This is a genomic window from Mesorhizobium sp. M0626, from assembly GCF_040320665.1.
GTDB lineage: Bacteria > Pseudomonadota > Alphaproteobacteria > Rhizobiales > Rhizobiaceae > Mesorhizobium.
In genome coordinates this window covers 211,315-231,667 of record NZ_JAMYQD010000006.1, presented here as the reverse complement: position 1 = coordinate 231,667, position 20,353 = coordinate 211,315, and the positions used below count along the sequence as shown (strand labels likewise).

The window sequence follows — 20,353 nt, the reverse complement described above, 5'->3', positions numbered from 1 at the left end:
CCCGATTGCCGCTTGTGAGATGACGCTCCTGACATTCCGCTTCGCGCCGAGCCCGAATGGCGAACTGCATCTCGGCCATGCCTATTCGGCACTGCTCAACCAGCAACTGGCGCGTGCGGCCGGCGGCCGCCTGCTGCTGCGCATCGAGGACATCGACACGATCCGCTGCACGCCTGAATTCGAGGCCGGCATCTTTCGCGACCTCGAATGGTTAGGTCTCGAATGGGAACAGCCGGTGCGGCGCCAGGCCGAGCATTTCTCCGACTATCAGGCCGTGCTCGACCGGCTGGTCCGCGAAGAACTCGTCTACCCTGCCTTCATGAGCCGTGGCGAGATCAGGGCCTTCATCGCCGACAGCGAAAAGCGCGGCCGCGGCTGGCCGCGCGACCCGGACGGCGTGCCGCTTTATCCCGCCGCCGACAAGGCGCTGCCGGTCAGCGAACGCAACCGCCGCATCGCCGAAAATGCGCCCTTCGCCTGGCGCCTCGACATCGATGCAGCGCTGGCGCGCGTCGGCACGGATTTGTCCTGGCGCGAATTCACCAACGAGACGCTTTCGGCGACGCAGCGAGTCGAGGCGCGTCCGCAGGACTGGGGCGACGTCATTCTGGCGCGCCGCGACATCCCGACCAGCTATCACCTGGCCGTCGTCGTCGACGACGCTCTGCAAGGCGTCAGCCATGTCGTGCGTGGCCGCGACCTTTATTCCGCGACCGGCATCCAGCGCCTGCTGCAGGAACTGCTCGGCCTCGGCCAGCCGCAGTATTTCCACCACCGTCTCATACTCGGACCGGATGGGCGCAAACTGTCGAAGAGTTTTGCTGATACCGGCCTTGCCGCGCTGAGGCCGGCAGGCATGTCGCCGGACGATGTCAGGCGGCTGGTCGGGCTCTGACTAAAGCCGGGCCAGCCCCGCCTTGAGCAGCGCCAACGCGCCTATAAACGCGAAGGCGCCGCCCAGTCCCCAGGCAACCGCGAGCTTCAGATCTCTCAGGACGATGCCATGTTCGTTCGCGGCCATGACCGCGGCGAAAAAGCCGAGCGTGAACAGCAATGTGTTGCCGGTCGACCCAAAACCGTCCTCCTGCATGATGGCGTCGAGCGCTGAACCGAAGAAGAAGCCGAACACGGCCACACTGGCCACCGTCATCAAAAGCCAGCTTGTGTCGAGATGCAACAGCATGCGCGCTCCCTGTCGAAGCCAAAACGCCATGTCGCCGGATCCATCGACAGAAGTCGATTGCCCTGACGCCGCCCTTTGAATTCGGCCACCTCCTACATCAGGATGAGCTTATGTACCAATTGTTTCGCTTTGCTTGCCGGATTGAACCGCATTAGAGCAATTGCCGTATTTGTCTCTTCACCGAATCGGACCTCTCCACCGGAAACGGCTTCCCCGAAAATGCACAGTCTCAAGCGGTTCATCCCCGCCTCGTTTGTCGTCCTGTGGGCGACAGGTTTCATCGGCGCGCGCTACGCCATGCCCTGGGCCGAGCCCTTCACCTTTCTGGCGGCCCGCTTTGTCATCGCCGCCTTGCTGCTCGCCGGCCTGATGCTCGTGCTTGGCTCGAAGCGAGCCACAAGGGCAGAAGCGCTTCACGCCACGGTCTCCGGCATCCTCATGCATGGCATCTATCTCGGCGCGGTGTTCTGGGCGATCCACAGGGGCATGCCCGCCGGGCTTTCGGCGCTGATCGTCGGCCTGCAGCCACTGATCACGGCCGTGCTTGCCGGCCGGTTCCTCGGCGAGGCCATCCTGCCGCGCCACTGGGCCGGCCTTGCCGTCGGCCTTGTGGGGGTGATCATCGTGCTGTGGCCGAAGCTCGGCGCTCTCGGCGGCGGCGTTACGCCCGAAACGCTGGCGGCGTCGCTGGTCTCGGTGCTGGGCATGAGCGCCGGGACCATCTGGCAGAAGCGCTATGCCTCGGGTGGCGACCTGGTGGCGGCGACGATGTGGCAATATATCGGCGGCGGCTCGCTGATGATCCTGGCTTCGCTGGCCCTTGAGACCCACACGGTGATCATCAACGGCGAACTGATCTTCGCCATGGCCTGGCTGGTCCTGGTGCTGTCGATCGGCGCCATCTTCTTGCTGATGGTGATGATCCGCGACGGCGAGATGTCGAAGGTCGCGTCGCTGTTCTACCTGGTGCCGGCCGTCACCGCTGTCATCGCCTGGGCGCTGTTCGGCGAACGGCTCAGCCTCGTGCAGATCGTCGGCATGGCAATCGCGACGCTCGGCGTCGGGCTGGCCACGGCTCGGCCAGCCAAAACCTAGCTGCCGACACGCGCGCGCGCTTCGAGAAAGCGGCTGATCGCCGCATTGAGTTCGCCGCCGAGGATGAATATCGCCGACAGCATATAGAGGAAAACCACGGCGATCATGATCGAGGCGAGGCCGGCATAGGTCGTCACATAGGACGAGAAATGGTCGAGGTAGGTCGCGAACATCGTCGAGCCGACAAGCCACGCAGCCAGAGTGAAGATGATGCCAGGCACCAGCGAGACAAAGCGGCGCTTGCCCGCCGGCAGCCAATAGTGGACGGCAAACAAGCCACCAATGATGACGGTTGAGGCGATGACGTAACGCCACAGCGTGATCGTGCCCGTATAGGGTTTGATCCACTCGAAATGAGCTTCCGCCAGCCGCGCCAGCAAAGGCGCAAAGACCAGGAGCACGCTGATCGCCAGGAAACCGGCCGTCGCGATCAGCACGAAGAAAATGCTCTGCACCCGGCGGTAGATGATGCCGCGCGTTTCGGCGACGCGGTAGGCGCGGTTGAGCGAGGTGCGCAGCGCCTCGATGCCGTTGGAGGCGAAATAGGCCGCCAGAAGCACGCCGTAGGTCAAAAGATCGGTGCGCCGCACGGTCAGCACGTTGAGCACCTCGCGCGCGATAGGCTTGGCGATCTGTTCGGGCCAGGTGTCGAAGACCAGGTGCACGGCAGTATCGGCGAACGCCTGCGCGCCGAGGAAGCTCGCCAGCGTGGTGGCGAAGATCAGGAACGGGAACAGCGCCATGAGCGAAGTGATCGCCAGATGGCTGGCCATGGCCCAGCCGTCATCGGTGTTGAAATGGCCAAGCGCGTCATAGAGCACGCGGCGCAGCACGACGATATTCCGCATCAAGAGCCGCGTTCCCTTCGATTGTCTCGACGCCGCGAATATGGGAAGGGATTGTGGCAAATGGCAACCCTTGCTCAAACCACGATGCCGCCTGCCAAAGAGTTGCGCACCATCATCGTCACCGGCGCCTCGTCCGGGATAGGCGCCCACTGCGCCCGTGCACTGAAGGCGGATGGCTGGCGCGTGTTTGCAACGGCGCGCAAGCCGGATGACATAGCCGCACTTGAAGCCGACGGCATCGAGGCCTTTTATCTCGACTACCGTGAGCCGGATTCCATCGCAGCACTTGCGGCATCGGTGCTGGAGCGGACAGGCGGACGCCTCGACGCCCTGTTCAACAACGGCGCCCATGCACAGCCCGGCGCCGTGGAAGACCTGCCGGTTGCGGCATTGCGCGAGCAGTTCGAGGCCAATTTCTTCGGCTGGCACGACCTCACCCGACGCATCGTACCGGTAATGCGTCGCCAGGGACATGGCCGCCTCGTTCATTGTTCCTCGATCCTTGGGCTAGCGCCGGTCCCTTTTCGCGGCGCCTACTCAGCCTCCAAGCACGCGCTCGAAGGCCTGATGCTGTGCATGCAGCAGGAACTCAGGGGCAGCGGCATCCATGTCTCGCTGATCGAACCGGGGCCGGTGACCTCGAAAATCGCCAGCAACGGGCTGTTCTGGTTCCTGAAAAACATCGACCACGAGAATTCCGTCCACCACGTCGCCTATGCCACGCAGCTGGCGCGGCTTCGGGCCGGCGGCAGCTCATCACGGCTGAAAAAGGGGCCGGAGGTGGTCTATGCGGCCTTGCGCCATGCACTTCTGTCGCGGCGCCCGCGCCCGCACTATGTGGTAACAGTGCCGGCCAGGATTGGCGTGATGCTCAAGCGCATCCTGCCGGCATCGATGCTCTACCGCGTTCTGGCCGGACGCGCCTGATCGCAACAGAACTGGGAACAGATCATGGCAACCGTCATCAAAGTCCTCCTCGTCCTCGTCATGGTCGCCGTGGTGATCGTGCTTGTCCGCGGCCTCATCAACATGATGCGCGGCGGCTCCGGTGTGAGCTCGAACAAGCTGATGCAGGCACGCGTGCTGCTGCAGGCGCTGGCGTTGGCACTGATCCTGCTGGTGGTGTATTTCACCCGCAAGTGACGGCCGTTCGGGAGGCGACGTGGTCAAGCTCAACAAGATCTACACCCGCACGGGCGATGACGGCACCACTGGCCTCGGCACCGGTGAACGCAGGCTGAAATCCGACCTGCGCGTCGATGCCTACGGCACCGTCGATGAAGCCAATGCCTGCATCGGCATCGCCCGCCTGCACACAGCGGCAAGTTATCCCGCCATCGACGCCATGCTGTCCCGCATCCAGAACGATTTGTTCGACCTCGGCGCCGATCTCGCCGTGCCCGACGACGGCAAGCCGCTCGGCTACGAGCCGCTGCGCATCATCGCCTCGCAGACCGACCGCGTCGAAAAGGATATCGACCTTCTCAACAAGAATCTGCAGCCGCTCAAATCCTTCGTGCTCAATGGCGGCACGCCGGCGGCGGCAGCACTTCATCTTGCCCGCACCGTGGCGCGACGGGCCGAGCGGATCATGGTGGCACTGGCGCAGGACCCGGCCGAACATGTCAATCGCGAGGGGCTGAAATACATAAACCGCGTCTCGGACTTTCTGTTCGTCGCCGCTCGTGCGGTCAATGACAACGGAAATGCCGACGTGTTATGGGTGCCCGGCAAGAACCGCTGAATTTTCGAAGGCGGGAAAGGGCTTGGGGCATGTTCATCCCGCTTTACGACTCCAACAGGTTGCGCCACATCCGGCTGCAATATGTGACGATCGGCCTGATCGCGGCCAACGTGTTGGTCTTTCTCATCACGACGATCGGCGGCGAAAATTTCAACAACGCAGCCGTGCTCGGCTTCGGCTTCATTCCTTCGGTTGTCCACGACACGGCAGAACTCTCGCCCCAATTCGTCGTCATTCCCGAGAGCCTGAGTTACCTTACCTATGCCTTCCTGCATGCCGATATCTTTCATCTCGGCGGCAACATGCTGTTCCTGTGGGTGTTCGGCGATAATGTCGAGGACGCACTCGGCCACATCCGCTACCTCATCTTCTACCTGCTTTGCGCCATCGCCGGCGCCTTCTTCCAGGGGCTCGTCGCCTGGAGTTCGGAGGTTCCGCTGATCGGCGCCTCCGGCGCCATTGCCGGCGTCGTCGCCGCCTATCTGGTCCTCTACCCCCGGGTGAAAGTGTGGGTGCTGGTCTTTGCCCGGATTCCGCTGCGTATCCCGGCCTTCATCCCGCTGATCCTGTGGATCGGCTTCCAGGTGGTGATGTTTGCCGCCGGCGGCGAAAACCAGATATCCTGGGCCTGCCACATTGGCGGCATCATTGCCGGTGGCGTGCTGGTGCTCATCATGCGCAGCCGCGGCGTGCCGCTGCTCGCCGGTGACGACGGCGAGCCGGAACCCGCCGATCAGCCAGCCGCTTCTATTGGGCCGGCGCCAGCCGGTCCGGCTCCCGTGCAACCTGAGACGCGTTGGGGCCGGGGTGGCGCTTCCGGTCACAACTGAACCGATTTGAGTGGTTTGGCCGCTGCCGTGGCATATTGACGTGTTGCGTCGCCACAACTACGGAGAGCGCCACCGCTAGGCGGCAGAAGACCAGAATTCGTCCGGCCAGGATTCCGTTTGGCCGCAATTCAGTCAGGAATGTCGGCTTTCGACAACTCTGCGGAGGCGCACGCTGCTATAGCGCGCCCGGATATCTCAGGAGAGGTGACAGGCAAATGAAGATCCTTGTGCCCGTGAAGCGGGTTGTGGATGCGAACGTCAAGGTTCGCGTCAAGGCTGATGGTTCGGCGGTTGAACTCGCCAATGTCAAGATGGCGATGAACCCGTTCGACGAGATCGCGGTGGAAGAGGCACTCCGGCTGAAGGAAGCCGGCAAGGCCGAAGAGATCATCGTCGTTTCGATCGGCCCGCAGCAGGCGCAGGAAACGCTCCGCACCGCGCTCGCCATGGGCGCCGACCGCGCCATCCTGGTCAAGACAGATGAACAGACCGAGCCGCTCGGCGTCGCCAAGGTGCTGAAGGGCGTCGTCGACGCCGAGCAGCCCGGCCTCGTGATCCTCGGCAAGCAGGCGATCGATGATGACTCGAACCAGACCGGCCAGATGCTGGCCGCCCTGCTCGGCTGGGCACAGGGCACCTTCGCCTCCAAGGTCGTGCTCGACGGCGACAAGGCCAAGGTGACGCGCGAAGTCGATGGCGGCCTGCAGACGGTGGAACTGAAGATGCCGGCGATCATCACCGCCGATCTTCGCCTCAACCAGCCGCGCTACGCCTCGCTGCCCAACATCATGAAGGCCAAGAAGAAGCCGCTCGACGAAAAGAGCCCGGCCGATTACGGCGCCGACGTCAAGCCGCGCCTGAAGGTGCTCAAGACCGAGGAGCCCAGCGGCCGCAAGGCGGGCGTGAAGGTCAAGAGCGTCGCCGAACTGGTCGACAAGCTGAAGAACGAAGCCGGCGTGCTCTGAGACTGGAAGGAACAGATAAAATGACCATTCTCCTCATCGCAGAACACGACAACGCAACTCTTTCCGACCAGACCGCCAAAGCGCTCTCGGCGGCGCTGCAGATCGGTTCGGACGTGCATGTGCTGGTCGCCGGCAAAGGCGCCAAAGGCGCTGCCGACGCCGCCGCCAAGCTCAAGGGCGTGAGCAAGGTGCTGCTGGCCGAGGCCGACGAACTGGCCGAGCGCCTCGCCGAACCGCTCGCCGCACTCGTTGTCTCGCTGGCCGGCGCCTACGACACCATAATCGGGCCGGCGACCTCGTCGGGCAAGAACGTCGCGCCGCGCGTGGCGGCCCTGCTCGATGTCGCGCAAGTCTCCGAGATCATCGAAGTGGTTTCACCAGACACGTTCAAGCGGCCGATCTATGCTGGCAATGCGATCCAGACGGTGCAGTCTACCGACGCCAAGAGGGTCATCACTGTGCGCACCGCCTCCTTCCAGGCTGCCCCCGAGGGCGGCTCGGCAGCTGTCGAGACGGTGAAGGCCGCGGCCAATCCCGGCCTCTCCACTTTCGTCGAGAACAAACTCTCGGAAACCGACCGTCCGGAGCTGACCTCGGCAAAGATCATCATTTCGGGCGGCCGCGCGCTCGGCTCCTCGGAAAAGTTCCAGGAAGTCATCCTGCCGGTCGCCGACAAGCTCGGTGCAGCCGTCGGCGCCTCGCGCGCTGCCGTCGACGCCGGCTACGCCCCGAATGACTGGCAGGTCGGCCAGACCGGCAAGGTCGTGGCGCCGGACCTCTATATTGCCGTCGGCATTTCCGGCGCCATCCAGCACCTTGCTGGCATGAAGGATTCGAAGGTCATCGTCGCCATCAACAAGGACGAAGAGGCGCCGATCTTCCAGGTTGCCGATTACGGCCTGGTCGGCGACCTGTTCGTCATCCTGCCGGAACTGCAAAAGGCGCTTTGACGCTCTCTGCCAAAGCGTATTAAATTGTGAAAGGGTGGGGTAGACGAAGCTGCCCCACCCTTTTAGTTTGCACTGCACAAAAAGCAGGCCGCAAAGGCCTTTTCGACGGGATCGCTGCAAATGGCCAAGATCGAGACGATCGGCATCATCGGCGCCGGCCAGATGGGCGGCGGCATCGCGCATGTATCAGCACTTTCGGGTTTCAAGGTGCTGATCTACGACGTCTCGCCCGACCGTATCGAGAAGGGCATTGCCACGGTCAGCGGCAACATGGCCCGTCAGGTCGGCTCCGGCAAGCTTGAGGAAAAGCTGCGTAACGAAGCGATGGCGCGCATTTCCGCAGCCCCCACCATGGCTGATCTCGCCGGTGCCGATCTGGTTATCGAGGCGGCGACCGAGGACGAGACGGTCAAGCGCAAGATTTACGCGCAGCTCTGTCCCCAGCTCAACCCGGAAGCCATTCTGGCGACCAACACCTCGTCGATTTCGATCACCCGGCTTGCGGCGCAGACCGACCGTCCCGAGCGTTTTATCGGCATACATTTCATGAACCCCGTGCCGCTGATGAAGCTGGTCGAACTGGTGCGCGGCATCGCTACCGAGGATCAGACCTTCGAGGCGGCCAAGGCCTATGTGAAACAGCTCGACAAGACCATCACCGTCTCTGAAGATTTTCCGGCCTTCATCGTCAACCGCATTCTGTTGCCGATGATCAACGAGGCGATCTACACGCTCTATGAGGGGGTCGGCTCGGTCGATGCCATCGACACCGCCATGCGGCTCGGCGCCAACCATCCGATGGGACCGCTGCAGCTCGCCGATTTCATCGGCCTCGACACCTGCCTGTCGATTATGCAGGTGCTGCATGACGGCCTGTCGGATTCGAAATATCGCCCCTGCCCGCTGCTGGTGAAATATGTCGAGGCCGGCTGGCTCGGCCGCAAGACCGGGCGCGGCTTCTACGACTATCGCGGCGAGCATCCGGTTCCGACGCGCTAACCACCAGAACGAAAGTTCCGTGCTCCCTCAGGACGCCGCTGCAAGCGGCGGCTCTGCTTGGCCTCTTGACCCGGTATCGTCAGGCGCCACGGAAACACAGCCGCGGCCGGCGGCCTTGGCCGCATAGCAGGCAGCATCGGCCCGGGCGATGATCTCGTCGACTTCACCGCTGTTGCTGTGGATTGGCGCCAGCCCGATGCTGGCATCGATCGCATGCGGCCGGCCGTCCCAGCTGAACTGCAGGCCGCGGATGGCGTCGATGACCGAGCGTGCGGCAATCCTGGCGCCGGCGCTCGGCCCGGCTTTCAGGATGACCGCGAATTCGTCGCCGCCGAGGCGGGCCACGATATCCTCTGGCCCAAGCGCACCGCGAATGGCCTCGGCAACCCGCTTCAGCAAGGCGTCGCCGGCGGCGTGGCCGCCAGTGTCGTTGACCAGCTTGAAATGATCGAGATCGATGAACATGAAATGATGTTCGCCGGCCGGCCTGGCTGTGCCGGCCTTGCGGCTCCGGTCGACCAGTTCCTCCGTGGTGCGGATAAAGCTCGAACGGTTGGCAAGGCCAGTCAGCGCATCATGCGCGGCGGCATAGGCGAGCTGGCGCTGCAAGGCGCGCGCATCGGTGAAGTCCTGGAAGACAATGACAAGACCGCAGAACTCCTGGCGGTCGTTCATGATCGGCGACACCACCTGGCGGATGCTGCAGCGTGTGTCGTCGCGACGGATAAGGACGGCGCGACTGTTCTGGTCGACAGGGCTGGCGCTGCCGAGCGCCGGCCGCGTCATGCCGATCCTTTGCCCGGTTTCTTCGTCCACCGCCCAGTAGACATGGCCAAGCGTCTTGCCGAGCGCCTCCGCGCCAACAACGCCGGTGAGCTTTTCGGCGACCGGGTTCATGAAGGTGATGCGGTTGGCGGCATCGGTGCAGATGACGGCGTCGCCGATCGACTGCAGCGTCACCCTCAGCCGCTCCTTCTCGTCGGCCAGCATTGCCGCCGATACGATGAGGCTTTCCTCGGTTTGCTTGCGCTGGGTGATGTCGGTCAGGCTGCCGATGGCCCTGACCAGCCGTCCGTCCTTGTCGCGTTCGAGCGTCTTGCCGCGGTCGAGGATCCAGACCCAGTGGCCATCCTTGTGGCGCATCCGGAACTCGGCTTCGAAGAACGGTGTCCTGCCCTCCAGATGGGCACGATCGGCTTCGGCGACGTTTTCGCGATCGTCGGGGTGGATCATCGCCAGCCAGCGGTCGGGGTCGCCGTCCAGTTCGCCATCGGCATAGCCCAGCATCTTCACCCAGGTGGCGGAGTAGGTGGTGCCGCCCTTCCGCATATCAAGATCCCAGACGCCTTGTCCGGCGCTGGCCAGGGCAAAATTCCAGCGCGTTTCGGCCTCGGCTATGCGCGCCTCGGATTGCTTGCGCGCATCGATATCCTCGATCTGGGAGACCAGGTAGAGCGGGCTCCCGCTCTTCTCGTCGCGAATGACGGAACCGGCAAGATGGGCCCATACCGGCGTGCCGTCCTTCCTGAGGTAGCGCTTTTCGAAGTGGAAGGCGTTGACGGTGCCCGCCCGCATGCCGTCCATCGTCTCACGGCCGATCTGCACATCGTCGGGATGGGTGATCTGGAAGAAGGTCAGCGCCTCGATCTCCTGCTTGCTATAGCCGAGCATGGCGGCGAAGGCCGGGTTGGTTTCATGGATGCGGCCGTCGAGGCCGACAATGGCGATGCCGATCGCCGAATCCTCCATGGCGCGGCGGAAACGCTGCTCGCTTTCGGCGATCTGCCGGCGGTCGTCCAGTATCCGGTAAATGAACAGGGCGGCGAGAATCAGCGCAACGGCGGCGACCGGCACCGATATCTGCAGGCAGAGTTTCAGCACTTCGGCGCTGACATCGAGCCGCGACAGCAGGAGCGCGACCACGGCAGCGCAAAGCCCTCCGGCCGCAAGCACCAAAGCCACCTGACTGTCAGCCCGCAGGCTTTTTCGCTCTCGTCGCATCACTGTGCATGCCACCCCATGCGCAACACATTTCTGCAAAAAACACTGGATGATCGATTTTAAGGAAAGGTTGCGCCGGAGCCACCGGCAACACGGTGAACCCGCAAACAATTCCCGGCATGATTAAGGATCGGTGATTATTGGGCGATCTTGGACGGCCCGGTCACCAGCGCACGAAGAACCGTCCCCCGAGCGCGCCCAGACCGGCGAGGACGGCGATGGCGAGCGTGTACCAGGTGGCGACGAAAAGCGGCGAATCGTCGAAGCAGTGCGCGGCGTAGAAGGTCGCCGCCAGGCCGCCGGCGAGCAGTCCCGCGACCGCCCCGGCCAACACCGGCCGCGTCGGCGCTCCATAGCGCAGCATCCACAGGAAGACGGCAAGCGGGCCGATTCCGATCAGCGGGATGAAGCCCATGCAGATCATCATGTTGGAGCCGACCATGCGCGTGCTCCACATCGGCTCCGGCACCATGAACAGTTCGAGAGCCACCGCCACGGCCACCAGCAGCGGCGCCGCCAGCATCCAGGCCGCGGCTCTTGCCGTCGAAGCGCCCGGCGTCGACAACGCCCGGACCAGGCCAAAGGCGGTGACGGCGAGCACGATGGTGAACACGAACTTCGCCAGGAACCGCATCGTGTGCATGGCGGTCATGATGTCGGGACGCGGGCCGATGGTGAGAAAGAAGACCAGAGCCGCGATCACCGCCGCGGCTGCCGCCGCCATCAACCAGGCCGAGCGCAGCGGCATCGCCTTGCTGCTTGTGTCGGCGTCGAGTGCCTTGATGAGACCCTCCGTCCTCATGTCACTGCCGCCCGAAGCGCCCCTGCCCAAATCGCTTGGCGATCGCGGCAAGCCCGCGATGCAGCGACACCCGCACCGCCGTCTCGCTGACGCCGAGCCTGGCCGCCGTCTCGCCGATGGAGCGGCCGTCGACCGAGATCGAAGAAACGACGGAACGCTGCGCAGCCGGCAGTCCGTCCAGCGCCCGGTTGATGTCGCGTTCGCTGACGGTCTCGGTTTCCGGCTCGGCAAAGGTCTCGGCGATCTCGTCGATCTCGATTTCGATGCGCCGTCCGCGCCGCCGGAAAGCGTCGATCAGCTTGAAGCGGGCTATCGCATAGATCCATGGCAACACCGGCGCGTCCTGGCGCCAGGTATGCCGTTTCACATGAATGGCCAGCAAGGTTTCCTGCACGACATCCTCGGGATCGACCCCGCCCTGTACGATCTTGCGCCTCGCAAAGCCGCGAACCAGCGCGGCGATCCGGTGCAAAAAGTCGGCGTAGGCCCTTTCATCTCCCGCGATCGCGGCCCGCATCAGCCGGGAAAGCTCGGCCTCATCCTTGCCGCTCACAAGAGTTCACTCCCCGATCTTCGCGCCTCGGCACCGATTTGTTACGTGTCCGGCGAAATGATGTCCAAGCCAAAGTGCCGCAAAATCACGAAAGTTTGCGGGAGCGGCGACCGATTGAAGCAGCCGAGCAATGTTGACTACTGCTGTCAGGTATCGATAGGTGCAGCCTGCGAAACCAGAACCACCGAGATTGAGGATGACGCCATGAGATACACGCTCTCCACCCTAGCGGGCGCAACAGCGCTGGCCGTGAGCATGATCGCCGGGCCGGCGATGGCCGCGGATGCCGGCATCATCGTCTACAACGCCCAGCATGAGAGCCTGGCCAAGGAATGGGTCGAAGGTTTCACCAAGGAAACCGGCATCAAGGTCACGCTGCGCAATGGCGGCGACAGCGATTTCTCCAACCAGATCGTCGCCGAGGGCGCTTCTTCGCCGGCCGACGTGTTCCTGACCGAGAACTCGCCGGCCATGACCCTGGTCGAAGCGGCGGGCCTTTTCGCGCCGGTCGACGCCGACACGCTGGCGCAAGTCCCGGCCGAATTCCAGCCGAGCAGCGGCAAATGGGTGGGTGTCGCGGCGCGCAGCACCGTCTTTGCCTACAACAAAACCAAGCTCACGGCCGAAAAGCTGCCCAAATCGATGCTCGATCTCGCCGATCCCGCCTGGAAAGGCCGCTGGGCAGCCTCGCCTTCCGGCGCCGATTTTCAGGCCATCGTCAGCGCGCTGCTCGAGCTCAAGGGCGAAGCCGCAACCGCCGACTGGCTGAAGGCCATGAAGGAGAATTTCACCGCCTACAAGGGCAACGGCACGGTGATGAAGGCGGTCAATGCCGGCGAGATCGAAGGCGGAATCATCTACCACTATTACTATTTTGGCGATCAGGCAAAGACCGGCGAAAACAGCAAGAACGTCGAACTGCATTATTTCAAGAACCAGGATCCCGGCGCTTTCGTCTCGATCTCGGGCGGCGGCGTGCTCGCCTCGAGCAAACACCCGAAGGAAGCCCAGGCGTTCCTCAAATGGGTGACCGGCAAAGGCGGCCAGGACGTGCTGAAGACCGGCACGTCCTTCGAATACGCTATCGGCAAGGACGCGCAGTCCAATCCCAGGCTGGTGCCGCTGGCCGATCTGCAGGCACCGAAGGTCGATCCGGCGACACTGAACTCCAAGAAGGTGACGGACCTGATGACGGCAGCCGGCTTGCTTTAGTCCGCGTTCGTCCTAAAAGGGCAACGATTGCGCTCCTGCCGGACTTTCCGCAGGAGCGCTCTGTTTTCGAGATGGCATTGTCCATGACGACACATTGCGTTTCCGGCCGCGCCTGCGGCGCCCCCGCCCCGGCGGCATGGGCGCGGGTGAGGTGATGCAGTCTGTCGTCGATCTCGCACGTTCAGGCCAGGCAGCCAAGCGGTCCCGCCGGCAGCTCATGTCCTGGATCCCGCTTGCCGCCATAATCGTCTCGCTGCTGTCGCTGCTGCCGCTGGCCTTCATCATCTGGACCGGCGTGCAGACGGGCTGGGACACTGCTTCGGCCCTGGTCTTCCGGCCGCGCGTCGGCGAACTCCTGGTCAACACCGTGCTTCTGGTGGCGCTCACCGTGCCGATCGCCACCGTGCTGTCGGTGGCGCTGGCATGGCTGACCGAGCGCAGCGACCTGCCCGGCGCCCGCCTCTGGGCCTGGCTGTCCGTGGCGCCGCTCGCCATCCCCGCCTTCGTGCATTCCTACGCCTGGATCACCATGGTGCCGACCTTGCACGGCCTGTGGGCCGGCGTGCTGGTCTCGGTTCTCGCCTATTTCCCGTTCCTCTATCTGCCGCTGGCGGCGGCTCTGCGCCGGCTCGATCCTGCTTTGGAGGACGCAGCCGCAGCGCTTGGCCTCGGACCATGGCGGGTGTTTTGGCGTGTCGTGCTGCCGCAGCTGAGACTGGCCATTTGCGGCGGAGCGCTGCTGGTCGGCCTGCATCTGCTGGCCGAATACGGCCTCTACGTCTTCATCCGTTTCGACACTTTCACCACGGCGATCGTCGACCAGTTCCAGTCGACCTTCAACGGTCCCGCCGCCAACATGCTGGCTGGCGTCCTGGTGACTTGCTGCTTCGTGCTGCTCGCGCTGGAGGTGCTGGTGCGCGGCGAGGAACGCTATGCCCGCGTAGGCTCGGGTGCCGCGCGCCGCCAGCAGCGCACCAGGCTCGGTCGCGCCACCCTGCCCTGCCTGGCTCTGCCTGCCGTCACCACGCTTCTCGCCATCGGCGTGCCCTTCGTCACCATCGGCCGCTGGCTGGTCGCCGGCGGCGTCGATGTCTGGCGCTTCGACGAGATCGGCCTGGCGCTTGGCCAAACGCTGTTCCTGGCGCTCGCCGGCGCCGTGCTCGCCACTATCGCCGCCACACCTATGGCCTGGATCTCGATCCGCGCGCCGGGGCCGCTGCAGCGGCTGCTCGAAGGCTGCAACTACATTGTCGGTTCGCTGCCCGGCGTGGTCATCGCGCTGGCTTTGGTCACCATTACCGTGCGCATCGCCATGCCGTTCTACCAGACGCTGTTCACAATCCTGGTCGCCTATGCCCTGATGTTCCTGCCGCGCGCCTTGATCAGCCTCAGGGCCTCGATCGCACAGGCGCCGGTCGAGCTCGAACGTGCCGCCGCCAGCCTTGGCCGGCCTCCGCTGAAAGCGCTGTGGTCGACAACGATCCGCCTGTCGGCGCCGGGCGCGGCGGCTGGCATGGCGCTGGTCGCGCTCGGCATCATGAACGAGCTGACCGCCACCCAGATGCTGGCGCCCAACGGCACGCGCACGCTGGCCATGGCGTTCTGGTCCTATAGCGGCGAGATCGACTATGCGTCGGCCGCCCCTTACGCCTTCATCATGGTGGCGATGTCGCTGCCGCTGACCTGGCTGCTCTATGTCCAGTCGAAACGGATGGCCGGGCGATGAGCTTTCTCGAAATCAGCGGCCTTACCAAGCAGTATGGTCCGGTGGCCGCCCTTGCCGGGGTCGAGCTCAGCGCCGCCAGCGGCAGTCGCACCGCCATCGTCGGCCCGTCCGGCTGCGGCAAGACCACCTTGCTGCGGCTGATCGCCGGCTTCGAGGCGCCGGACCAGGGCCGCGTCGTGCTCGACGGCGAAGTGCTGGCCAATGGCGGCCATGCGGTGCCGGCGTATCGCCGAGGCATCGGCCTGGTGGCGCAGGACGGCGCCCTGTTCCCGCATCTCAGCATCGCCGACAATATCGGCTTCGGCATGGCCCGCGGCGAGGATGACCAGCGCGCCGAGCGCATCGCCGAGCTCGCCTATACCGTTGGGCTCGACAAGGCGATCCTCAAACGCCGTCCGCATCAGCTTTCCGGCGGCCAGCAGCAGCGTGTGGCGCTGGCGCGCGCCATGGCGATGAAGCCCAGGCTGATGTTGCTCGACGAGCCGTTCTCGGCGCTCGACACGGGGCTGCGCGCCTCGATGCGCAAGGCCGTGGCCGAACTGCTCGAAGCGGCCGGCATCACCACCATCCTGGTCACCCACGACCAGGCCGAGGCGCTGTCCTTCGCCAGCCAGGTGGCGGTCATGCGCGACGGAAAGTTCTCTCAGATCGGCACGCCGCGAGAACTCTATCTGCAGCCGAAGGACCGCATGGTTGCCGAGTTTCTTGGCGACGCCATCATCTTGCCGGCAAAGATTTCAGGCGGCTTCGCCACCTCCTCGCTTGGTCGCATAGCCGTCGACTCGAAGGAGCGGCGCGACATCGCCCGCATCATGCTGCGACCGGAGCAGGTGCAGGTAAAGCGCACGTCGCGCGAAGGCATGTCGGGTCCTGCGGGCACGATATTCGCCGAGGTGACGGACTCGGAATTCGCAGGCTCGATGTGCACCATTGCCGTGCGGCTGTTGAACAACCCCGATCCGCCGGACGCCGCGGCGATCGGCAGCACACCGCTGACCTTACGCAAGCCGGGAATCGACGCGCCTTCCGTCGGCGAGATCGTGCGCCTGACAGTTTCCGGCAAGGCGCATGTCTTCGCCTGAACTGCCGATGCGTCGGATTGGCGCGAGCGGCTGCGTCAATCGACTCGTTTCCCAGCATTGTCGAACCAATGCAGCTTCTCGGCCCTGGCCACGACGCGCAGTTGATCGCCGGGTTTGGCCGTGGCGCGGCCGGCCACACGCACGACGATGCGGTTGCCGCCGGCGGCACAGTGAAGAAAGCTTTCGGCTCCCACAGGTTCGACCGCCTCGACCGCCGCAGGCAGAATAAGCGCGCCGGATGATGCCTCGGCACTGAAGGTGACGTCGGCATCCTCAGGGCGGAAGCCAAGCGTGGCGGCGTTCGTAGGCGCGAAGTCAACCGTCTTGCCGTCGGTCAGCGCCGGACCAGCCGGTCCTTGCGAAAGAGGCAGAAGGTTCATCGGCGGCGCTCCGATGAAGGAGGCGACGAAGGTCGATGCCGGCTTCTCGTAGATGTCGAGCGGCGCGCCCGTCTGCTCGACCAACCCGCCATTCATGACGACGAGAATATCGGCCAGCGTCATCGCCTCAAGCTGGTCGTGGGTGACGTAGACCGAGGTGACACCGAGCGAGCGCTGCAAATTCTTGATTTCGACCCGCATCTGGCCGCGCAGTTTGGCGTCGAGGTTGGAAAGCGGTTCGTCGAACAGGAAGACTTTTGGATTGCGCACGATTGCGCGACCCATGGCCACGCGCTGGCGCTGGCCGCCGGAAAGCTCGCGCGGGCGCCGGTCGAGCAGCGCCGTGAGCTCCAGCACCTTGGCGGTCGAGCGAACCCTGCTGTCGATCTCGTCCTTGGGAGTACCCCGGTTGCGCAACCCGTAGGCCATGTTGTCGTAGACCTTCATATGTGGATAGAGCGCATAGTTCTGGAACACCATGGCGATGTCGCGCTCGGTCGGACCGATCGTGTTGACGATCTTGCCGTCGATGGCGACGGTGCCGGAAGAAATGGTCTCAAGCCCGGCGATCATCCGCAGCAGCGTGGACTTGCCGCAGCCGGACGGCCCAACCAGCACGCAAAGCTCCTTGTCGGGAATGGCGATGGAGACACCCCTCACCGCCTCGACGCCGCCGGGATAGACTTTCTTCACATCCTTCAGATCGACGGTCGCCATCGGCTTCTCACTTTTCGGAATCGACAAGTCCGCGCACGAACCAGCGTTGCATCAGCACCACGATCAGGATCGGCGGCAGTATGGCCAGCATCGCGGTGACCATGACCAGATGCCATTGGGTATCGGCATCGGCGAAGGAGACCATCTTTCTAAGTGCGATGACGATGGTGTTCATGTCGTTGCTGTTGGTGACGAGCAGCGGCCACAGGTACTGCGTCCAGCCATAGATGAAGAGGATGACGAACAGTGCTGCGATGTTGGTGCGCGACAGCGGCAGCAGGATGTCGAAAAAGAAGCGCCATGGTCCGGCGCCGTCGACACGCGCCGCTTCCACCAACTCACCTGGGATGGTCATGAAGAACTGGCGAAACAGAAGCGTGGCGGTGGCCGAGGCGATCAGCGGAATGATCAGGCCGGCATAGGTGTCGATCATGCCGAGATCGACCATCACCTTGTAGGTCGGCAGGATGCGCACCTCGACGGGAAGCATCAGTGTGATGAAGATCAGCCAGAAGAAGACCATCCGAAGCGGAAAACGGAAGAACACGATCGCATAGGCCGAAAGGATCGAGATGAAAATCTTCCCCACCGCGATGCCGAGCGCCATGATCGTGGTGTTGAGCAGCAATCGGCCGACACTGACGCCGCCGATGCGGCCGACACCGCCGAACAGCGCCTCGCTGTAATTGTTCCAGACCTGGTCGCCGGGCAAAAGAGGCAATGGCGGCTTGAGGATGGTCTGCAGCGTCTGCGTGGAGGCAACGAAGGTGTAGTAGATCGGGAAAGCGACGATCAGGATGCCCAGGATGAGCACGGCGTGGGCGATGAGGGCGCGAAGCGGGGACTGACCAATCATCGCTCGCGCTCAACCGTAGTGGACTTTGCGTTCCACATAGCGGAACTGGATGGCCGTGAGTGAGATGACGATGACCATCAGGATGACCGACTGCGCGGCCGAATCGCCGAGGATCAAATTGACGAAACCGTCATTGTAGACCTTGTAGACCAGCGTCTCGGTGGCCTTGCCCGGCCCGCCGCCGGTGACGGCATGAACGATACCGAAAGTGTCGAACAGCGCATAGACAGTGTTGACGACCAGCAGGAAGAAGGTCGTCGGTGCGAGCAGCGGGAAGACGATGGTCCAGAAGCGCTTCGTCTCCCCGGCGCCGTCCATGGCCGCCGCCTCTATCAACGTCTTCGGCACCGCCTGCAGCCCGGCGACGAAGAACAGGAAATTGTAGCTGATCTGCTTCCAGGCAGCCGCAGATACCAGCAGGATCATGGCTTGGTTTCCGTTGAGCAAGGGATCCCAGGCGATGCCGAGACCTCTCAAGGCGTAGGCCAGCGAACCGATCGAGGGGTTGAACAGAAACAGCCACAACATGCCGGCAATCGCCGGCGCCACCGCATACGGCCAGATCAGCAGCGTGCGATAAAGGCCTTTGCCGCGCACCACCTTCTCGGCCATGACGGCAAGCAACAGGGCCACACCCATGGCGACGATCGCGGTCGCCAGAGAGAACACCAGCGTAACTTTGATCGAGTTGAGGTAGGCCGGGTCGGCCAGCACCTTGCGAAAATTGGCGAGCCCGACGAACTTGCTCTTCAGCCCGAACGGGTCTTCCCTGAGCATCGACTGGTAGAGCGCCTGCCCGGTCGGCCAGTAGAAAAAGATCAGCGTAATGGCGAGTTGCGGCGCCACCAGCAGGTAAGGCAGGGTCTTGTTGGGAAAGACGACGCGTGGAGACAGGGTAATTCCCTCGCTATTCAGGAAATCGTCCACGCGGGTCCGCGTGGACGAGGTTCAACTGACAATCGCTTCAGTTTCCGATCGCTTCCTGAATCGCCTTGTTGCCGCGTGCGACCGCGTTGTCGAGCGCCTGCTGCGCAGTCTGCTGGCCGGCCAGCATCTTCTCGAACTCCTCGTTCTCGATGTCGCGCACCTGCGGCAGGTTGACGAGGCGCACGCCCTTCGAGTTCTCGGTCGGCGCCTTGCCCAGCATCTGCAGGATCGGCGTCTCACGGCCCGGGTTCTTGTCATAGAAGCCGGACTTCTTGGTCGCCTCATAGGCAGCGAGCGTCACCGGCAGATAACCCGACTTCTGGTGCAGATACTCCTGCACTTCGGTCTTGGACAGGTAGGAGAAGAACGCCGCGACGCCCTTGTATTCCTCGTCCGATTTGTTGCCGAACACCCACAGGCTGGCGCCGCCCGGCGTGGTGTTCTGGGGCGCGCCCTTGGCGTCACTATCATAGGGAAGCTGGCCGATGCCGTAGTTCATGCCCGACTTGACGATGTCACCGAGACCCCCCGACGATTCGGTGAAGATGCCGCATTCTCCGGCAAGAAAGATCTGCTTGGCTTCGGATGTACGGCCGCCATATTTGAAGGTGCCGTCCTTGGCCAGGTCGGCGAGCGCCTGGAAATGATTGACGAAGATCGGCGCATTGATCTTGAGCTCGACGTCGGTTCCGGCAAGTCCGTTCTGGTTGGTGCCATAGGAAACGTCGTTCCAGGCAGCGAAGGCCTCAAGGTGGATCCAGGTCAACCAGGTCGAGGTATAGCCGCAGGAAGCGGCGCCGCTCGCCTTGATCTTCTTGGCGGCTTCCCACACCTCGTTCCAGGTCTTTGGCGGATTGTTCACATCAAGCCCGGCCTTCTGGAAGATATCCTTGTTGTAGTAGAGGATGGGCGACGAGGAATTATAGGGGAAGGACAGCATGGTCCCGTCCGGCTTCGAATAGTAGCCGACGATGCCGGGCAAATACTGGCTCTTGTCGAAGGTCACGCCGGCGCTGGTCAGCACATCGGCCACCGGCTTGATCGCACCTTCGGCGGCCATCATGACGCCGGTACCCACGTCGAACACCTGGATGATGTCGGGCGCTTGCCCCGCACGATAGGCAGCGATGCCGGCATTCAGCGTTTCGGGATAGGTGCCCTTGAAAACGGGGAGAATTTCATAGTCGCTCTGGCTGGCATTGAAATCCTTGGCGATCTTGTCGACCACCTCGGCATTGGCGCCGGTCATTGCATGCCACCAACTGATCTGGGTGGCGGCGAAGGCGGAGGTGGTGGAAAGCAGGGTCAAGGTGGCGGCAACACCGGCCGCAAAGCCGAACAACTTCATGTTTCATCTCCCGTTTGTCATTGGCGAAAGGGGCGCTCCCGCGAACGCAATATGTGTCGCTGATGACAATCGGACAACGGATTTGTTGCTGTTTCGTGAATTTCATACCCGGCTAACTTCGCGCCCCCTCGCCTT

General features: G+C 63.5%; 21 protein-coding genes. 12 read left to right on the top strand and 9 right to left on the bottom strand.

Features of this window, described 5'->3' with window-relative positions:
• Positions 1–19 precede the first annotated feature (19 nt).
• Positions 20–895 (top strand): tRNA glutamyl-Q(34) synthetase GluQRS, encoded by an 876-nt coding sequence (gluQRS, locus tag NKI37_RS09790; RefSeq protein WP_023671678.1) that lies wholly within the window; start codon positions 20–22, stop codon positions 893–895.
• Here the strand turns inward: gluQRS and NKI37_RS09785 are convergent, their stop codons facing one another.
• Positions 896–1,183 carry a hypothetical protein gene (locus tag NKI37_RS09785; RefSeq protein ID WP_023671677.1) on the bottom strand — a complete coding sequence of 96 codons (288 nt, stop codon included), beginning with the start codon at positions 1,181–1,183 and terminating at the stop codon, positions 896–898.
• A gap of 219 nt (positions 1,184–1,402) precedes the next feature.
• Between NKI37_RS09785 and NKI37_RS09780 the strand changes: the two genes are divergently transcribed.
• Positions 1,403–2,278 carry a DMT family transporter gene (locus tag NKI37_RS09780; protein WP_023671676.1) on the top strand — a complete coding sequence of 292 codons (876 nt, stop codon included), beginning with the start codon at positions 1,403–1,405 and terminating at the stop codon, positions 2,276–2,278.
• Here the strand turns inward: NKI37_RS09780 and NKI37_RS09775 are convergent.
• The gene (locus NKI37_RS09775) at positions 2,275–3,126 is read right to left on the bottom strand and encodes a YihY/virulence factor BrkB family protein (protein WP_023671675.1); all 852 of its coding nucleotides are present in this window, start codon (positions 3,124–3,126) and stop codon (positions 2,275–2,277) included. The genes NKI37_RS09780 and NKI37_RS09775 overlap by 4 nt on opposite strands.
• Before the next feature lie 60 nt (positions 3,127–3,186).
• Here NKI37_RS09775 and NKI37_RS09770 point away from each other — a divergent pair, with 60 nt between their 5' ends.
• The 7 genes from NKI37_RS09770 (at position 3,187) to NKI37_RS09740 (ending at position 8,614) form a co-directional block, all read left to right on the top strand.
• Positions 3,187–4,053 (top strand): SDR family oxidoreductase, encoded by an 867-nt coding sequence (locus NKI37_RS09770; protein WP_352498154.1) that lies wholly within the window; start codon positions 3,187–3,189, stop codon positions 4,051–4,053.
• A gap of 24 nt (positions 4,054–4,077) precedes the next feature.
• Positions 4,078–4,269, top strand: coding sequence for a twin transmembrane helix small protein (locus tag NKI37_RS09765; protein WP_023671673.1), 192 nt, complete (start codon positions 4,078–4,080; stop codon positions 4,267–4,269).
• A gap of 19 nt (positions 4,270–4,288) precedes the next feature.
• Positions 4,289–4,870 carry a cob(I)yrinic acid a,c-diamide adenosyltransferase gene (locus NKI37_RS09760; RefSeq protein WP_023828413.1) on the top strand — a complete coding sequence of 194 codons (582 nt, stop codon included), beginning with the start codon at positions 4,289–4,291 and terminating at the stop codon, positions 4,868–4,870.
• Positions 4,871–4,899: 29 nt separating this feature from the next.
• Positions 4,900–5,700: a rhomboid family intramembrane serine protease gene (locus NKI37_RS09755; protein ID WP_023671671.1), complete on the top strand. Its 801-nt coding sequence runs from the start codon at positions 4,900–4,902 to the stop codon at positions 5,698–5,700.
• A 215-nt stretch (positions 5,701–5,915) separates the two neighbouring features.
• A complete protein-coding gene (locus tag NKI37_RS09750) occupies positions 5,916–6,665 on the top strand; it encodes an electron transfer flavoprotein subunit beta/FixA family protein (protein WP_023671670.1) in 750 nt (249 codons plus the stop codon).
• Between the two features lie 20 nt (positions 6,666–6,685).
• Positions 6,686–7,615 carry an electron transfer flavoprotein subunit alpha/FixB family protein gene (locus NKI37_RS09745; RefSeq protein WP_023671669.1) on the top strand — a complete coding sequence of 310 codons (930 nt, stop codon included), beginning with the start codon at positions 6,686–6,688 and terminating at the stop codon, positions 7,613–7,615.
• Positions 7,616–7,735: 120 nt separating this feature from the next.
• Entirely contained in the window at positions 7,736–8,614 is an 879-nt protein-coding gene (locus tag NKI37_RS09740; protein WP_023671668.1) for a 3-hydroxybutyryl-CoA dehydrogenase, read from the top strand.
• Between the two features lie 27 nt (positions 8,615–8,641).
• Here the strand turns inward: NKI37_RS09740 and NKI37_RS09735 are convergent, their stop codons facing one another.
• From NKI37_RS09735 to NKI37_RS09725, 3 genes are all read right to left on the bottom strand, one after another.
• Positions 8,642–10,567 (bottom strand): PAS domain S-box protein, encoded by a 1,926-nt coding sequence (locus NKI37_RS09735; RefSeq protein ID WP_352789873.1) that lies wholly within the window; start codon positions 10,565–10,567, stop codon positions 8,642–8,644.
• Positions 10,568–10,778: 211 nt separating this feature from the next.
• The gene (locus tag NKI37_RS09730) at positions 10,779–11,417 is read right to left on the bottom strand and encodes an NrsF family protein (RefSeq protein WP_352789870.1); all 639 of its coding nucleotides are present in this window, start codon (positions 11,415–11,417) and stop codon (positions 10,779–10,781) included.
• Between the two features lies 1 nt (position 11,418).
• Positions 11,419–11,970, bottom strand: coding sequence for a sigma-70 family RNA polymerase sigma factor (locus tag NKI37_RS09725; RefSeq protein ID WP_023671665.1), 552 nt, complete (start codon positions 11,968–11,970; stop codon positions 11,419–11,421).
• Positions 11,971–12,174: 204 nt separating this feature from the next.
• On the opposite strand from NKI37_RS09725, the gene NKI37_RS09720 reads away from it, so the two are divergent.
• The 3 genes from NKI37_RS09720 (at position 12,175) to NKI37_RS09710 (ending at position 15,990) form a co-directional block, all read left to right on the top strand.
• A complete protein-coding gene (locus NKI37_RS09720; protein ID WP_352443944.1) occupies positions 12,175–13,182 on the top strand; it encodes an iron ABC transporter substrate-binding protein in 1,008 nt (335 codons plus the stop codon).
• Between the two features lie 154 nt (positions 13,183–13,336).
• Positions 13,337–14,908, top strand: coding sequence for an ABC transporter permease (locus NKI37_RS09715; RefSeq protein ID WP_352789866.1), 1,572 nt, complete (start codon positions 13,337–13,339; stop codon positions 14,906–14,908).
• Positions 14,905–15,990 (top strand): ABC transporter ATP-binding protein, encoded by a 1,086-nt coding sequence (locus NKI37_RS09710; RefSeq protein ID WP_352789863.1) that lies wholly within the window; start codon positions 14,905–14,907, stop codon positions 15,988–15,990. The genes NKI37_RS09715 and NKI37_RS09710 overlap by 4 nt, the downstream gene beginning before the upstream one ends.
• Positions 15,991–16,025: 35 nt before the next feature.
• Here the strand turns inward: NKI37_RS09710 and NKI37_RS09705 are convergent, their stop codons facing one another.
• The 4 genes from NKI37_RS09705 to ugpB all read right to left on the bottom strand — a co-directional run bounded on the left by NKI37_RS09705 (position 16,026) and on the right by ugpB (position 20,218).
• Positions 16,026–17,087 (bottom strand): sn-glycerol-3-phosphate import ATP-binding protein UgpC, encoded by a 1,062-nt coding sequence (locus NKI37_RS09705; RefSeq protein ID WP_023742882.1) that lies wholly within the window; start codon positions 17,085–17,087, stop codon positions 16,026–16,028.
• 7 nt (positions 17,088–17,094) lie between these two features.
• A complete protein-coding gene (gene ugpE, locus NKI37_RS09700; RefSeq protein ID WP_023698704.1) occupies positions 17,095–17,943 on the bottom strand; it encodes a sn-glycerol-3-phosphate ABC transporter permease UgpE in 849 nt (282 codons plus the stop codon).
• 9 nt (positions 17,944–17,952) lie between these two features.
• The gene (ugpA, locus tag NKI37_RS09695; protein ID WP_023731064.1) at positions 17,953–18,837 is read right to left on the bottom strand and encodes a sn-glycerol-3-phosphate ABC transporter permease UgpA; all 885 of its coding nucleotides are present in this window, start codon (positions 18,835–18,837) and stop codon (positions 17,953–17,955) included.
• 70 nt (positions 18,838–18,907) lie between these two features.
• Positions 18,908–20,218 carry a sn-glycerol-3-phosphate ABC transporter substrate-binding protein UgpB gene (gene ugpB / locus NKI37_RS09690; protein WP_023743999.1) on the bottom strand — a complete coding sequence of 437 codons (1,311 nt, stop codon included), beginning with the start codon at positions 20,216–20,218 and terminating at the stop codon, positions 18,908–18,910.
• Positions 20,219–20,353 lie beyond the last annotated feature (135 nt).

What these genes read in the sequence shown, in the direction of transcription:
- ugpE (WP_023698704.1), bottom strand. Translation starts at nt 17,943, where the DNA reads ATGATTGGTCAGTCCCCGCTTCGCGCCCTCATCGCCCACGCCGTGCTC.
- NKI37_RS09730 (WP_352789870.1), bottom strand. Translation starts at nt 11,417, where the DNA reads ATGAGGACGGAGGGTCTCATCAAGGCACTCGACGCCGACACAAGCAGC.
- NKI37_RS09740 (WP_023671668.1), top strand. Translation starts at nt 7,736, where the DNA reads ATGGCCAAGATCGAGACGATCGGCATCATCGGCGCCGGCCAGATGGGC.
- NKI37_RS09710 (WP_352789863.1), top strand. Translation starts at nt 14,905, where the DNA reads ATGAGCTTTCTCGAAATCAGCGGCCTTACCAAGCAGTATGGTCCGGTG.
- NKI37_RS09775 (WP_023671675.1), bottom strand. Translation starts at nt 3,126, where the DNA reads ATGCGGAATATCGTCGTGCTGCGCCGCGTGCTCTATGACGCGCTTGGC.
- NKI37_RS09780 (WP_023671676.1), top strand. Translation starts at nt 1,403, where the DNA reads ATGCACAGTCTCAAGCGGTTCATCCCCGCCTCGTTTGTCGTCCTGTGG.
- NKI37_RS09785 (WP_023671677.1), bottom strand. Translation starts at nt 1,183, where the DNA reads ATGCTGTTGCATCTCGACACAAGCTGGCTTTTGATGACGGTGGCCAGT.
- gluQRS (WP_023671678.1), top strand. Translation starts at nt 20, where the DNA reads ATGACGCTCCTGACATTCCGCTTCGCGCCGAGCCCGAATGGCGAACTG.
- NKI37_RS09765 (WP_023671673.1), top strand. Translation starts at nt 4,078, where the DNA reads ATGGCAACCGTCATCAAAGTCCTCCTCGTCCTCGTCATGGTCGCCGTG.
- NKI37_RS09715 (WP_352789866.1), top strand. Translation starts at nt 13,337, where the DNA reads ATGCAGTCTGTCGTCGATCTCGCACGTTCAGGCCAGGCAGCCAAGCGG.
- NKI37_RS09745 (WP_023671669.1), top strand. Translation starts at nt 6,686, where the DNA reads ATGACCATTCTCCTCATCGCAGAACACGACAACGCAACTCTTTCCGAC.
- NKI37_RS09750 (WP_023671670.1), top strand. Translation starts at nt 5,916, where the DNA reads ATGAAGATCCTTGTGCCCGTGAAGCGGGTTGTGGATGCGAACGTCAAG.
- NKI37_RS09770 (WP_352498154.1), top strand. Translation starts at nt 3,187, where the DNA reads ATGGCAACCCTTGCTCAAACCACGATGCCGCCTGCCAAAGAGTTGCGC.
- ugpB (WP_023743999.1), bottom strand. Translation starts at nt 20,218, where the DNA reads ATGAAGTTGTTCGGCTTTGCGGCCGGTGTTGCCGCCACCTTGACCCTG.
- NKI37_RS09755 (WP_023671671.1), top strand. Translation starts at nt 4,900, where the DNA reads ATGTTCATCCCGCTTTACGACTCCAACAGGTTGCGCCACATCCGGCTG.
- NKI37_RS09720 (WP_352443944.1), top strand. Translation starts at nt 12,175, where the DNA reads ATGAGATACACGCTCTCCACCCTAGCGGGCGCAACAGCGCTGGCCGTG.
- NKI37_RS09705 (WP_023742882.1), bottom strand. Translation starts at nt 17,087, where the DNA reads ATGGCGACCGTCGATCTGAAGGATGTGAAGAAAGTCTATCCCGGCGGC.